This window comes from Vibrio sp. B1FLJ16 (assembly GCF_905175385.1).
In the GTDB taxonomy this organism is placed as follows: domain Bacteria; phylum Pseudomonadota; class Gammaproteobacteria; order Enterobacterales; family Vibrionaceae; genus Vibrio.
Genome location: NZ_HG992749.1, coordinates 201,174 through 213,850 on the forward strand (window position 1 = coordinate 201,174; position 12,677 = coordinate 213,850).

The following is a 12,677-nucleotide window of genomic DNA, read 5'->3' on the forward strand; positions in this document are numbered from 1 at the left end:
TCTACTTAATTTGTGCGCTGAGCAGTGCCCAATACTCCTCAAAGTTTGCAGTAGGTGGGTATTTGAAATCACTGCGAACAAAGCGGTTCAGGCTGCCTTCGACTTGTCCCAGAATCTGCGCTGCAAGAATACGCTCTTCAACCGGGAAGGATTTCCCTTCACGAATTTTACGTTCGCGCAGGATCTGACGCAGCTGGGTTTCAATGCGCTCGAATAACTGGTTGATTCGCTCGCGCAGACGCTCATTTTCAAACATTAGAGCATGACCTGAAAGAATGCGTGTCAGCCCTGGGTTACGTTCTGAGAATACCAGGATCAGGTGCATCACCATCCGAATGCGCTCTAAGGTATCTTTTTCATCGTCCAGAATGCGGTTAATACGAGTCATTAAAGCTTCTTCAATGAATTCGATCAATCCCTCAAACATACGGGCTTTACTTGGGAAGTGACGGTAAAGCGCCGCTTCTGAAACGCCAACTTGTTTCGCCAGTTTTGCCGTAGTAATACGTGAAGCACCTTCATTTGACTCAAGCATTTGAGCTAATGCTTGCAAGATCTCTTCACGACGATTGGATTTTTTACTGCCGGCCATTAGTTATTTCCTTCAAAATACAAAATTGAACGGAGGGGATTATAAGGTGCTAAGCCGGATCAAACTAGACTACTGAGGGTGGATTGGGAGATGTAACACCCTCAATTGTCATAGTTGTACTAATTTTTTGCCAAGTTTTTATCAAAAAATATGCATCAATTACATAAGTGCATACATTTTTTCGAGGATTTTAAAACTCAGTGCTTCTTTAGATTCCAAATCGAGAACAAGTTCACCTTCCGGCCAGAAAAGCGTTATCGCGTTGTCATTGCTGTTGAAACCCTGACCTTCAACCGAGACGTCATTCGCGCAGATCATATTGAGATTTTTCTTCACTAACTTACCGCGGGCATAAGTTTCAACGTCGTTGGTTTCCGCAGCGAAGCCAACGGTAAATGGACGGTTGTCTGTCATGGCTGCAACCGAGGCAACGATATCAGGATTTTTTACCATTCTGACGATCATCTGGTCGTTGTCTTCGGTCTTTTTCAGTTTTTGAGATGCGATCTCTTCAGGCCGGTAATCGGCAACGGCAGCGCAGCTGATAAATGCATCATGGCTGCCAGCTTTATCCATCACTGCATCATACATTTCCTGCGCGCTTGAGACGTTAATACGCTCAATTCCAGCTGGTGTGCTTAAGCTTACCGGGCCGCTAACCAAAGTGACTTTAGCGCCCATTTTCGCTGCTGCATTTGCCAGAGCGTAGCCCATTTTTCCCGAGCTGTGGTTAGAGATGTAGCGAACCGGGTCGATGGACTCCCGGGTCGGACCGGCCGTGATCAAAACGGATTTTCCTTCGAGTACTTTTGGCTGAAAAAACTGTTCACACAAGTGTACCAGCTGCATTGGCTCCAGCATGCGACCCGGACCAACATCGCCACACGCCTGCTCACCGGCGGCTGGTCCCCAGATTTGCATACCACGGCGTTCTAATGTCGCGATGTTCTCCTGCGTTGCGACATTGCGGTACATCTGTTGGTTCATGGCCGGAGATACCGCGACTGGTGAATCTGTTGCTAACACTAGAGTGGTAAGTAAATCGTTGCCCATACCAGCAGACATGCGGGCAATCAAATCGGCTGTCGCAGGAGCAAGCAGCACCAAATCGGCCCATTTTGCTAACTCGATGTGGCCCATAGACGCTTCTGCTGCGGGATCTAATAAACTGTCAGAGACTGGTCGGCCAGAAACGGCTTGCATGGTCAGCGGAGTAATAAACTCCTTGGCTGCTTTGGTCATGACAACCTGAACTTGCGCGCCTCTTTCTATTAGACGACGGGTCAGCTCCGCACATTTATAAGCGGCAATACCGCCACTGATGCCGAGTAGAATTTTCTTTCCTGCTAGTGTTTGCATTTGAGATCTCCAATTTTTCTGGCGAGGAGTTTATCACAACTCAAACTCTGGCCGCCTGTGTATATCTAACCCACGTCAAACTCCTGAATAGAAACAGATGGTCAGCGTAAATTTTTTCGTATACTGCGCAGAATGTTTGCACTGAGCCTGCAAAAATGAAAATAACAATAACAAGGTGGTACACCATGGAATTAAAAAGTCGAAACAAATTGCTGTTGATAACCTTAATCCCGCTGATTTTGATCACCACACTGATCTCAGTGGTGTACTACGTCAACGGCAGTAATAGCTTGGAAGATGAGTTGACCCGATACAGACAAGAACTGTTAGAAACTCGCAAGAATGAACTGCAAGCTTATATGATGATGGGTGTAACAGCGATCAAGCCGCTGTACGACTCTGATGTTAATGGCAGCAATAAAGAGGCGGCCAAAGAAATTCTGAAGGCAATGCGCTTTGAGAGTGACGGCTATTTCTTTGCTTACGACTCCAAGGGTGTGAATACCCTGCACGCCATCAACCCTGCGTTAGAAGGCAAAAATTTGTATGGCCTTAAAGATGAAAATGGCGTTGCTGTGATTGCCGGCTTAATTGATGCCTCACAAAAGGGTGATGGCTTTTTGTATTTCTCCTGGCATAAACCAACCATCGATGCACAGGCGCCAAAGTTGGGTTACGCTGAGTATCTGAAGAAATGGGATTGGGTACTGGGTACCGGCATCTATATTGATGATATTGACCATCAGGTCGCCGTGCAGCGTGAGTTACGTACTCAGGAGCTGAAACAAAATACATGGTTTGCAGTGATGATCTCAGTGATTGGCCTTATTGTGACCAGTATCCTGACCAGTATCGCAGTGTCCCGAGGCATCAAACCTCTGGAGCACGTGGCTAACTCGCTTAAAGACGTTGCAGCAGGCGGTGGTGACTTAACTGCGCGCCTGAAAGTAGAAAGCAAAGATGAAGTCGGTGAAGTGGCGGCGGCGTTTAATGAATTTATGGATAAGCTGCATCCTTTAATGCGGGATATCCATCATTCTGCTTCTACAGTGCGGAGTGTTTCTGAAGAGCTGAATGAAAAAACCATTACAGCCAGTGATCAGATGCAAAATCACTGTCTGGAAACAGATAAAGTGGTGACTGCAGTAACGCAGATGAGCATGACCGCAAAAGAAGTGGCGAGTAATACCAACGCTACGGCAGAGGCGATTGAGGATGCAAACAGCCAGGTAACTGAAGCGCAGCGTGAAGTCGAGCAGGCTATTGAGGGTATTACCAAGCTGGTCGCGGAGATAGACAGCACATCGGATGCTATTTCAGAGCTGAGCCAGCAGACAGATCACATCACCAAGGTACTGGACGTGATTGGTGAAATTGCAGAACAAACTAACTTGCTCGCACTGAATGCTGCAATTGAAGCCGCCCGTGCCGGAGAGCAGGGACGCGGTTTTGCGGTCGTAGCCGATGAAGTACGCTCACTTGCAAGCCGTACACAAAACAGCACTCATGAAATTGGCGACATGTTAAAACAGCTGCAAGGTGGCGTATCGCGTGCAGTGGTTACTATGTCTGCAAGTCAGGAACGTGGCGTGAAGACCGCTGAAGAGTCAGCGCTGATTCAGCAGTCTTTGTCTGGTGTTCACCATTCTATCGGCACCATTCGTGACATGGGGATTCAGACGGCATCGGCAGCAGAAGAGCAAAGTGCAGTGGCTGAAGATATCAACCAGAACCTGGTGGCGATCCAGCAGATAGTCAACAACATCACTGACACCCTTCAGCACGCTGAGACGATCAGCACCAAGTTGTCGCAGTCCGGAACTGAGATAAACGATCTGGTCGGCAACTTTAAGATCTGATGAACTTCTGAATTACACAAAAAATCAGAACCGCAGCAAGAAAGCGAAAGTCATGCTCGACTTTCGCTTTTTGTTTTGTGGAATAGGGGACTTTTATCTTTCAAGAGAGTTCTGATGATACTCAAATCTCTGCCAAATGAATCCATGCCCCGGGAGAAGCTCCTTGCCAGAGGGCCGCAAGCGCTGACTGACGCCGAATTACTGGCTATATTCCTTCGTACGGGCACACAAGGCATGAATGTGATAGAGCTGGCCGATTTCCTTTTGCAGGAGTTCGGGTCGCTCAGGCAGCTGTTTTCCGCGTCAGAAAAGGAGTTTTGTCAGCATAAAGGCCTAGGCCAGGCAAAATATGTCCAGTTACAGGCCGTACTGGAGATGACGCAGCGTTACCTGGCTGAGACGTTAAAGCGCGGTGATGCCCTGACCAGCCCGGAACAGACCAAACTTTATCTTTCTTCTATTTTAAGAGATCGGCAAAGAGAGGCGTTTTACATTCTTTTCCTCGATAATCAGCATCGGGTAATAAAAGATGAAATTCTCTTTGAAGGGACATTGGATTCCGCGTCGGTTTATCCTCGGGAAGTGGTGAAACGCGCCTTACATCACAACGCGGCAGCGCTGATATTAGCACACAATCACCCGTCTGGAGTGGCAGAACCAAGCCAGGCAGACAGACGGATTACCCGCCGCTTAACTGACGCTTTAGCGCTGGTGGATATACGCATTTTGGACCATTTTGTCATTGGTGACGGAGAGAGTGTTTCTTTTGCTGAAAGAGGATGGATATAACTGTGCGTTTTTTAGGTTGTTAGTTGCAAAAAATCTGCTATCATCCTCGCCACTAAATTTAAACTGAATTCAGCTTGGACTGCTAGAAAAAACCTGCTGTCTAAAAAAAGATCACGAAAACCTGTAAAAAGGATCTGTTCGGGTCTTGAGCAATGCATATCAAGTTAGTATAATGCGCGACCTTTGATAGCCTTGTATGGATTTTCCATAGCGGTTCTTAACCTCTAACTTCTTTTTGCGAGATAGAGAGGTTCGGCCACCAAGGTTGATATCGAGCTGAAACGATTTTGGAGAAGACATTCATGTCACGAGTATGCCAAGTAACTGGTAAGCGTCCAGTAACGGGTAACAACCGTTCACACGCACGAAATGCTACTAAGCGTCGTTTTCTGCCGAACCTACAAACTCATCGTTTCTGGGTAGAGAGCGAAAAACGTTTTGTTAAACTACGCCTTACTGCAAAAGGTATGCGCATCATCGACAAGAAAGGTATCGATACTGTTCTTGCTGATATTCGTGCACGTGGCGAAAACGTTTAAGAGGAAATAGGCAATGGCAAAGAAAGGCGTTCGTGAGAAAATCCGTCTAGTATCTTCTGCAGGTACTGGTCACTTCTACACAACTGATAAGAACAAGCGTAACATGCCAGGCAAATTTGAGATCAAGAAATTTGATCCAGTTGTACGCCAGCACGTTATGTACAAAGAAGCAAAAATCAAGTAATTGGTTTCTGACTCTTTTACGAATTGAAAAACCCAACTTTCGAGTTGGGTTTTTTATTGTCTAAAATTCGGGAAAGGTCCTAGGTTTAAAAAGAGGTCCTAGCTCCTAGGTGACTAGGTCCTAGAGGCGTTACCCGAGACATCGGTGTTTATTCATTAGCACTTGTGTTTGCTGTTTGGGAATACGGATTACAGATTACGGGAATAGATATTTAGTCCATAATATTTTCCTAGGGTCTATAACCTAGGAGCCTAGGACCTTTCATTCCCCTAGGGCCTTTTTTCCCCTAGAACCTAGGATCCTATCACCTTATAATCTTAAGACCTCTTAATCTCGGATCTAAAAAAATGCGCGTTAGTCCGGCACGTCGCCGCCGATGGAATAATATTCTTATTCTGGGCATTATTGCTTTTATTGTGATCCTGAATGCGCCGATGTGGATCAAAAGCTACTTATTAACGGAAGAGAGCGCTCCCTACCCAAGCTTATTGCGTTCCGAACATGAGGTGAGTGCGATTTACTATAGCGGCTGGGAAATCGAGAAGAGCAATGGCCAGTGGCAGTCCAACATTAAAGCTAACATTCCTGTTCAGGAGTTGGTTGCGCGCTGGCAATCGCTACAGGGTACAGAGCTCTCCGAGCAGCAGTATGACTCACTAAAGCCGAAACTCGATTCACCAGAAACGGTCGAAGTTTGGTATCAGGGGCTGGACGAACCGCAGCGCGTGACATTCTATCGTTTAGCCGACTTCTGGTTATTTAAAAACTGGCAGGATAAATGGATTGCGATTTCGGTTGAAGGTAATTATCTCCTTCCGGAATAAGCTGGTTTATCTGAATAACCTTAAAGTTGAGCAGTGTATATCTTGCTGTCTTTCGATTATGCTAGCCGCGCAAATTGATAAGCCGATTTATTGGAGACACCAATGCCTGAATTACCTGAAGTCGAAGTCAGCCGAATGGGAATCACTCCTCATATGCTGGGGCAAACGATCCAGGCATTTGTGTTTCGTACCCCCAAGCTGCGCTGGGATATTCCGCAAGAGCTGAAACAGCTAGAAGGTCAGGTCATTAGTGCTATCCGTCGCCGTGCAAAATACCTGTTGATTGAGACCGATGCGGGAACGGCGATTGTCCATCTGGGCATGTCGGGGTCACTGCGTGTGCTGGACGCGGATTTTCCTCCGGCTAAGCATGATCACGTTGATCTGAAACTGACCAATGGCAAAGTACTGCGTTACAACGATCCCCGCCGTTTCGGTGCGTGGCTGTGGTGTGCTCCGGGCGAGTCACACGCTGTCCTGGAACATATGGGGCCAGAGCCGCTAACCGATGAGTTCAATTCGGAGTATGTAGCAGAGAAAGCGAAGGGCAAGCGAGTCGCAGTCAAGCAGTTTATTATGGACAACAAGGTAGTGGTTGGCGTTGGCAATATTTACGCGAACGAGTCCCTGTTTAAGTCTCGGATTCATCCAACCAGACCTGCAGGTAAAGTCACCTCACAAGAGTGGAAGTTACTGGTGGATAACATCAAAGCGACGCTGAAAATCGCCATCAACCAAGGCGGGACTACCCTCAAAGACTTTGCGCAGGCAGATGGTAAACCGGGGTATTTTGCTCAGGAGTTGTTGGTATACGGCAAAGCGGGTGAGCCTTGCCCTATATGTGGAGAGCTACTTCAGGAGCAGAAGATAGGTCAGCGGAATACCTTCTTCTGTGATGAGTGTCAGAAGTAAAAAGTAAGTCAGCGCAAATTACAGTTGCCCTGATTTTTCAAAGTACTTCTTCGCAACTAAAAGTGATATCAACCTTTCTCGTTTAGGGTCTTGAAACTGTTCAACCCATTCGTGTGCACGCTGAATGATGATCTCAGCTTCTTCAGGATGGTCGATGTAATACTCCATTTTTTCAATTAAGTCAGAGTAATCATCTGCGACTTCGACATAATGAATACCAGCCTGCAAGCGACCTTCCATAAACCACGTTTCGTACTTAGGCTTGGACATGATCACAAGTGAGTTCGATGACATTGCCCACTTTAAATTCGTCGCAACATCATTGCCTTCGATGGCCAGTAAAAATTTATACTCCAGCTGTTCCTCAATCGACATAAACCCTTTTTCCCATGGGTCGCCATTGGAAGGCTTGGTTTGACCAATATTGCACAGCGGGTGGTTATAAAACTGCTCAATGACTTTTTTACGATGTGGTTGGTATCCAACACCTCGCCATGCCACCATGTCTTTCTTGTTTCTAAATAGACGTTCATCGGAAACAAACTGGAAGTGGCGAATCTCGTTCAATTTTAGCAAGACTGAGTTTTGATTGTTTTCCCCAACTGGTCTGCTTTTTAGAAAGCACGGGTATTTTGGGATATCTCGAATATCACCGTTTAAATACTGGAAAAAGCATCTAGGCGGAAAGGATTTAATCACTTTGTGTAGGTCGAAATAGTATGTTGTACCGCCTGTCTTTTTGTAATCGCCAACATGTGTCGATTTGTTTTCGGGAAGTTCAAATGGATCGTTAACCTTGTTGTAGTAGTCGACTCGATCCTGGATGTAGGAATCCATTGGATGAGAATCGAGAAGGTGATGAGCCGACTTAATTCTAATAGAGCTAGGTATTAGTACTTTCAAGCCATTGGTAACGTAATACTTAAATTTCCTGAAACTCATTGTGCTACCTTTTTGTTGATAGCGGTATGAACACATTCCGGTACGAACTGTTTTACCTCTCCACCATGAATGGCCACTTCACGAACGATGGTAGAAGAAAGGAAGGCATATTCATCGGCCGGAGTAAGGAATACACTTTCCATTCCTGGCAACAACTTGCGATACATACTTGTTAAGCCAAATTCGTACTCGAAGTCTACTGTGGTACGTAAACCACGTACAAGAATATTGGCTTCTTGCTCTTGAGCAAAATCAACTAATAAACCGCTGAAACCTGAGACTGAAACGTTATTCAGGTGAGAGGAGGACTCTTCGACCAACCTTACTCGTTCTTCGAGAGAAAACAACGTGTTTTTAGATGGGCTAGCGGCGACCGCGATAATGATGTGATCAAACATATTCGCAGCGCGAGTGATGATGTCTAAATGACCATTCGTAATAGGGTCGAAAGTACCTGGGTATATGACTTTTTTCATCGTAGTGCTTTCTCATAAACAGCCGCGTATTGATTCGCAGTGTAGTTGATATCAAACGTTTTTAACTTTTCTTGTCCGTTTCTTATAAAGAGCTCTCTCAAGCTTGCATCGCTAGCGACCCTGGTAATTGCATCAGCCAACGCATTAGCATCACCAGGTTCAATTAGAATCCCTGTCAATTCAGTCTCAATGATGTCAGGTATGCCGCCAGTATTGGTGCCAATAACTGGTAAGCCTGCTCCCATCCCTTCGAGGATCACGGAGCCTAAGCCCTCGGTGTAAGACGGGTGGATTTGTAGATCGGCTGCTTCAAACCAATCCCCCATATTTTTTTGTTTGCCTTCAAAGCTGACGTTGCTTAAGTCTTTTGACTGTAGCTCAAGAGCTTTCCTTTCAGGGCCATCACCTAGAAGGCATAAGTGGATAGGTATACCTGAGGTTTCAAGTATCTTTGCTGCAGAAATGGAGACATCAAATCCCTTGTGTTTGAGCATATTCGCGCCATGAATCATTAAGAATTTGCCCTCGAAGCGGTTATGGATAGCTTCGACTTTCTCTTCATTAACAGGATACTTGACTGGTGAACTTGGGATTTTATAAGTCTTAGCAGTAGGATAAGCGTCTTTGATTTTTTGAACAATTTCTGTACTTAAGCCAACTACTGCACTTGCTTTTGAATAGGCTAAGTTCGCCAGCCACTTCTTTTTCAGTTTGTTATCGATACGGCGAGTGATGATATAAGGAACACCATAAAGCATATGTTGAATAAGAGCCCAATAAATCGCCCTTCCTTCATGGACATGATGAGTGAGCAATCTTGGGTGGTGGACTTTGAGTGTGCTTTAGTAAAGTGGCTAGCTAAAACGAGCTTAACATCTAGCTTTTGAACTTCATCAGCGAACGGACTTTTAGGGTTAGCGACAACCGTGAGGTTATAACCCATTTTGACTTGTTGCTTAAGGAGTTGCAGGGTTTGGTTTTCTCCCCCATGGTACCCAGAAGCTAAATTAACGTGGCAAATGTTCATATTATTGCTCTTTATTGTGCTTCTTAACGTAATCACGCAGCCATAAGTCGGCATAGCGAGTAAAGATGGTATTGGCGCTCAGCACCGCAAGCAAAAAGCCATGTCGTCCATCTAAGAAGCCACGTTTGATGATGTACATCTTAAAGAAGCGGAAAAAACCGTGCGTAAAGGCACTGAGTAAAGATGCTGTTTTTTTTCCTTCGCGCTGATCCGCCCAAGACTGCATATAAAGTTGAGTTTTACGCGTGTATTCCCCCAGTTTTTCATAGGTGAAGTGCTTGAGTCGTCCATTCAGCGATACGATATTGTAGCCATCAGGAATAACGACGCTTTCGTGCACTAACGCATCATTGTATTGAGTCTCTGATGTCTTATACAAACGTACTACCCAGTCAGGAGACCAGCCGGAGTGGCGAATTTCTTTGGCAAAGGCTGTCGTTAGTCGATTCACCCGGTAGACGTTTTTATCGTTGTGATGAGTTATTACGTAAAGTATGTCTTTGCTCAGTTCATCAGTAACGCGCTCATCTGCATCTAGCCAAAGAACAAAATCAGAGTCGATATAACGCTGAGCAATTTGGCGTTGCTTGCCAAATCCAGGCCAATCTAAGTTAGTATAAAACTTATCTGTGTATTGTCTTGAGATGGATTCGGTACGATCAGTACTGCCAGAGTCTAGGATGACAATCTCATCAACCCAATCTTTTACTGTGTCTAGGCAAGCTTTTAAATGCTTCTCTTCATTTTTTACGATTAAGGCAACGGCTAAAGTTGGCTTGGACAAGGTGACTTCCTTCTTAACAAATCAATACAGGGAGTTTACTGGTATTGCGGATACAAATCTTCAATGACGAGATCGAACATACTCATCACCTGATCACTCGTGATACGACTCATTGCTTTTTCATCTTTAGCCCGGGTTCTCCAGCTAAGCTTTTGGCTAGTTTTTCCTGTTTCGGCCAAAATAGCTTCTTCGTAAACGGATACGACGTATTTTAGATAGCGGTAGGGGCCAACTCGAAGCGGGTTATGGTGAGCATACAAACCGATAATTGGGGTGTTCATTGCACTCGCCATATGGGCTGGCCCGGTATCTGGAGCTATAACCATGTCAACGTTGTCAATCAAAGCAAGCATTTGCAGTATCGAACTTTTCCCCACTACATTTAGACAGGGCTCCTCCAATCGGCACTGAATCTCCTCTGCTAAATCCAATTCAACTTGGGCAGGACTGCCAGCGAGAATCACGTTCCAGCCTTTCGCTCTAGCGTGCTCTATCACATCTACATACCCTTCAGCATGCCAGTTTTTATAGGCTTTGCTGGCTCCTGGCACAATGAGCAGATTTGGCTTGTGGTGTGGAATATGGCTCTGAGCCCACACTTGGTCTTGCGTGGAGTAGGATAGCGTCCAATTTAGCTCTGCTTTAGGAACCCCAATTTGATGTGCAAACGCCATAAGGCCATCTGCCACATGCAAAGATTGCGGGGAAGGGACTTTGATATTGGTAAAAAGCGTCTGAAAATCTTGGCTTCTATCATAAGCAAAACCGAGTTTGTATTTTGCCTTAATACCCAATGTAGCAACGCTTGCTCGAATAGCATATTGCATATGCAAAAGAGCATCGAACTCTCGGCCTTTTAATTGTCTCCACAGGGATTTATAGCCCTCTAACCCCGTTTTTTTATCAAATACAATGACTTCGATACCTTCAATGGCGGCTAATAGCTGTGATTCAAGCTTACCGGTAATCCAAGTAATGTGAGTGGTTGGCCATTGTTTTTGAATAGCTTGTACCGTAGCGATGGTATTACAAACATCTCCAATAGCGGATAAACGCAAGATACATAATGACGAAGGGGCAGAAGTGAACATAATTCTTGTCTGTTAAGATGAATAGAGGCAGGTAAATTATGCAGACATCCCTAATAAATGTAAAATGCACAGCTCGTATATAGCGCAATACTGATAAGTGTTTTTAATGTTAAAGACGACACCAGAACAATCGAAGCAATCTGGAAAGCCGGGCAGTGGTGGCATAAAGCGCATTGTCAAAGCGACGGGCTATTCGATCCAAGGATTAAGAGCCGCATTTAAACATGAAGCTGCAATTAGGCAGGAGATCTTGCTACTGCTTATCTCTCTTATCCTCGCCATTATGTTCGATGTTAGTGTGATTGAGCGAATTTTGATGATAGGCGTCGTCGTATTGGTACTTATTGTAGAGCTGGTAAACTCAGCGATTGAAGCGGTAGTCGATCGTATTGGTGTTGAACATCACGAACTTAGTGGACGCGCTAAAGATATAGGGTCTGCTGCCGTTATGGTTGCGCTAGTTTTCGCCACTTTTACGTGGGTATACATTTTAATCAGTCGTTACCTGGTCTAGAGAGCAAAAAATGATTCAACAGTATCAAGATAACAATCAGGTAGTTTGGTTTGATGATGAACTGATATCAGACCCTAGTCAGCCAATCTTTGATCAAAAATACTGGCAGTCAATTAACAAGGTTGTTGGTAGTGCTAAGGGACGGGGTACTACTTGGTTTGTTCAGCTTGATGGAATGCAGGCGGCATTGCGTCATTACCGTCGTGGTGGCTTATTTGGTAAGTTGGTTAAAGATCAGTATTGGTTTTCCGGTTGGGAGCAAACACGCAGCGCTGAAGAGTTCCAACTGTTACTCACATTGAGAAACGCAGGAGTTAACGTACCTCGACCGATTGCAGCGCGTGCCGTTAAACTCGGCTCTACATATCAAGCAGATTTATTGAGCGAACGTATTCCAAATGCTAGAGATCTGGTCAGTATTTTGCAAGAACGTGCGTTATCGAAGGAAATGTATAAAAAAATTGGGCAAGAAATTGCCAAAATGCATACGGCAAACGTTAATCATACTGACTTAAATATCCACAATATTCTAATTGATAATCAAGATAGAGTGTGGATTATTGACTTTGATAAATGTCACTTGGCATCAGAAGGTCAATGGCAAGAACGTAATCTAGAAAGATTGAAACGTTCATTTTCGAAAGAAAAAATTAAGCGAGACATACAATGGAATGAGTCTGATTTTGAGGCTTTATATCTTGAAACGGGTATACTTGAGAGAAAGGCTAACAGTTGAATGACTTACTCACTAAGCCTTCTTGATGCAGGTAGAGTAAGGTTAATTG

General features: G+C 45.0%; 14 protein-coding genes and 1 pseudogene. 8 read left to right on the forward strand and 7 right to left on the reverse strand.

The genetic code is table 11. From position 1 onward, the window contains the following. Position 1 precedes the first annotated feature (1 nt). Together slmA and coaBC are read right to left on the reverse strand one after the other, a co-directional pair. Positions 2 to 592, reverse strand: coding sequence for a nucleoid occlusion factor SlmA (gene slmA / locus KHN79_RS00935; protein ID WP_182009813.1), 591 nt, complete (start codon positions 590 to 592; stop codon positions 2 to 4). A 159-nt stretch (positions 593 to 751) separates the two neighbouring features. Then, complete coding sequence (coaBC, locus tag KHN79_RS00940) at positions 752 to 1,951, reverse strand: bifunctional phosphopantothenoylcysteine decarboxylase/phosphopantothenate--cysteine ligase CoaBC (RefSeq protein ID WP_182009812.1); 1,200 nt, start codon at positions 1,949 to 1,951, stop codon at positions 752 to 754. 185 nt (positions 1,952 to 2,136) lie between these two features. On the opposite strand from coaBC, the gene KHN79_RS00945 reads away from it, so the two are divergent. The 6 genes from KHN79_RS00945 (at position 2,137) to mutM (ending at position 7,058) form a co-directional block, all read left to right on the forward strand. Beyond that, positions 2,137 to 3,810, forward strand: a complete 1,674-nt coding sequence (locus tag KHN79_RS00945) for a methyl-accepting chemotaxis protein (RefSeq protein WP_182009811.1) — start codon at positions 2,137 to 2,139, stop codon at positions 3,808 to 3,810. A gap of 114 nt (positions 3,811 to 3,924) precedes the next feature. Beyond that, entirely contained in the window at positions 3,925 to 4,599 is a 675-nt protein-coding gene (radC, locus tag KHN79_RS00950; RefSeq protein WP_182009810.1) for a DNA repair protein RadC, read from the forward strand. Between the two features lie 302 nt (positions 4,600 to 4,901). Then, positions 4,902 to 5,138 carry a 50S ribosomal protein L28 gene (gene rpmB, locus KHN79_RS00955; RefSeq protein WP_005467944.1) on the forward strand — a complete coding sequence of 79 codons (237 nt, stop codon included), beginning with the start codon at positions 4,902 to 4,904 and terminating at the stop codon, positions 5,136 to 5,138. A 13-nt stretch (positions 5,139 to 5,151) separates the two neighbouring features. Beyond that, positions 5,152 to 5,322, forward strand: coding sequence for a 50S ribosomal protein L33 (gene rpmG, locus KHN79_RS00960; protein WP_004410866.1), 171 nt, complete (start codon positions 5,152 to 5,154; stop codon positions 5,320 to 5,322). A gap of 347 nt (positions 5,323 to 5,669) precedes the next feature. Then, complete coding sequence (locus KHN79_RS00965; RefSeq protein ID WP_182009809.1) at positions 5,670 to 6,146, forward strand: hypothetical protein; 477 nt, start codon at positions 5,670 to 5,672, stop codon at positions 6,144 to 6,146. A gap of 102 nt (positions 6,147 to 6,248) precedes the next feature. Beyond that, a complete protein-coding gene (gene mutM, locus KHN79_RS00970) occupies positions 6,249 to 7,058 on the forward strand; it encodes a bifunctional DNA-formamidopyrimidine glycosylase/DNA-(apurinic or apyrimidinic site) lyase (protein WP_182009808.1) in 810 nt (269 codons plus the stop codon). Between the two features lie 18 nt (positions 7,059 to 7,076). On the opposite strand, the gene KHN79_RS00975 is transcribed toward mutM, so the two are convergent. From KHN79_RS00975 to KHN79_RS00995, 5 genes and pseudogenes are all read right to left on the reverse strand, one after another. After that, positions 7,077 to 8,000 carry a glycosyl transferase family 90 gene (locus KHN79_RS00975; protein WP_182009807.1) on the reverse strand — a complete coding sequence of 308 codons (924 nt, stop codon included), beginning with the start codon at positions 7,998 to 8,000 and terminating at the stop codon, positions 7,077 to 7,079. After that, positions 7,997 to 8,476 (reverse strand): pantetheine-phosphate adenylyltransferase, encoded by a 480-nt coding sequence (gene coaD / locus KHN79_RS00980; protein WP_182009806.1) that lies wholly within the window; start codon positions 8,474 to 8,476, stop codon positions 7,997 to 7,999. The genes KHN79_RS00975 and coaD overlap by 4 nt, the downstream gene beginning before the upstream one ends. After that, positions 8,473 to 9,503, reverse strand: a pseudogene (locus tag KHN79_RS00985) (glycosyltransferase family 4 protein). Before KHN79_RS00985 ends, coaD begins: the two are co-directional and overlap by 4 nt. A 1-nt stretch (position 9,504) precedes the next feature. Beyond that, entirely contained in the window at positions 9,505 to 10,287 is a 783-nt protein-coding gene (locus KHN79_RS00990) for a glycosyltransferase family 2 protein (RefSeq protein ID WP_182009804.1), read from the reverse strand. Between the two features lie 35 nt (positions 10,288 to 10,322). Beyond that, complete coding sequence (locus tag KHN79_RS00995; protein ID WP_182009803.1) at positions 10,323 to 11,378, reverse strand: glycosyltransferase family 9 protein; 1,056 nt, start codon at positions 11,376 to 11,378, stop codon at positions 10,323 to 10,325. A 106-nt stretch (positions 11,379 to 11,484) separates the two neighbouring features. On the opposite strand from KHN79_RS00995, the gene KHN79_RS01000 reads away from it, so the two are divergent. Together KHN79_RS01000 and KHN79_RS01005 are read left to right on the forward strand one after the other, a co-directional pair. Beyond that, positions 11,485 to 11,892, forward strand: a complete 408-nt coding sequence (locus KHN79_RS01000) for a diacylglycerol kinase (RefSeq protein ID WP_182009802.1) — start codon at positions 11,485 to 11,487, stop codon at positions 11,890 to 11,892. A 10-nt stretch (positions 11,893 to 11,902) separates the two neighbouring features. After that, positions 11,903 to 12,628 (forward strand): 3-deoxy-D-manno-octulosonic acid kinase, encoded by a 726-nt coding sequence (locus tag KHN79_RS01005; protein WP_182009801.1) that lies wholly within the window; start codon positions 11,903 to 11,905, stop codon positions 12,626 to 12,628. Positions 12,629 to 12,677: the final 49 nt, after the last annotated feature.

Excerpts from the sequence above, each read along its gene's own strand:
- KHN79_RS01005 (WP_182009801.1), top strand. The coding sequence starts at position 11,903 with ATGATTCAACAGTATCAAGATAACAATCAGGTAGTTTGGTTTGATGAT.
- KHN79_RS00995 (WP_182009803.1), bottom strand. The coding sequence starts at position 11,378 with ATGTTCACTTCTGCCCCTTCGTCATTATGTATCTTGCGTTTATCCGCT.
- KHN79_RS00965 (WP_182009809.1), top strand. The coding sequence starts at position 5,670 with ATGCGCGTTAGTCCGGCACGTCGCCGCCGATGGAATAATATTCTTATT.
- mutM (WP_182009808.1), top strand. The coding sequence starts at position 6,249 with ATGCCTGAATTACCTGAAGTCGAAGTCAGCCGAATGGGAATCACTCCT.
- KHN79_RS01000 (WP_182009802.1), top strand. The coding sequence starts at position 11,485 with ATGTTAAAGACGACACCAGAACAATCGAAGCAATCTGGAAAGCCGGGC.
- slmA (WP_182009813.1), bottom strand. The coding sequence starts at position 592 with ATGGCCGGCAGTAAAAAATCCAATCGTCGTGAAGAGATCTTGCAAGCA.
- coaD (WP_182009806.1), bottom strand. The coding sequence starts at position 8,476 with ATGAAAAAAGTCATATACCCAGGTACTTTCGACCCTATTACGAATGGT.
- KHN79_RS00945 (WP_182009811.1), top strand. The coding sequence starts at position 2,137 with ATGGAATTAAAAAGTCGAAACAAATTGCTGTTGATAACCTTAATCCCG.
- coaBC (WP_182009812.1), bottom strand. The coding sequence starts at position 1,951 with ATGCAAACACTAGCAGGAAAGAAAATTCTACTCGGCATCAGTGGCGGT.
- radC (WP_182009810.1), top strand. The coding sequence starts at position 3,925 with ATGATACTCAAATCTCTGCCAAATGAATCCATGCCCCGGGAGAAGCTC.
- rpmG (WP_004410866.1), top strand. The coding sequence starts at position 5,152 with ATGGCAAAGAAAGGCGTTCGTGAGAAAATCCGTCTAGTATCTTCTGCA.
- KHN79_RS00975 (WP_182009807.1), bottom strand. The coding sequence starts at position 8,000 with ATGAGTTTCAGGAAATTTAAGTATTACGTTACCAATGGCTTGAAAGTA.
- rpmB (WP_005467944.1), top strand. The coding sequence starts at position 4,902 with ATGTCACGAGTATGCCAAGTAACTGGTAAGCGTCCAGTAACGGGTAAC.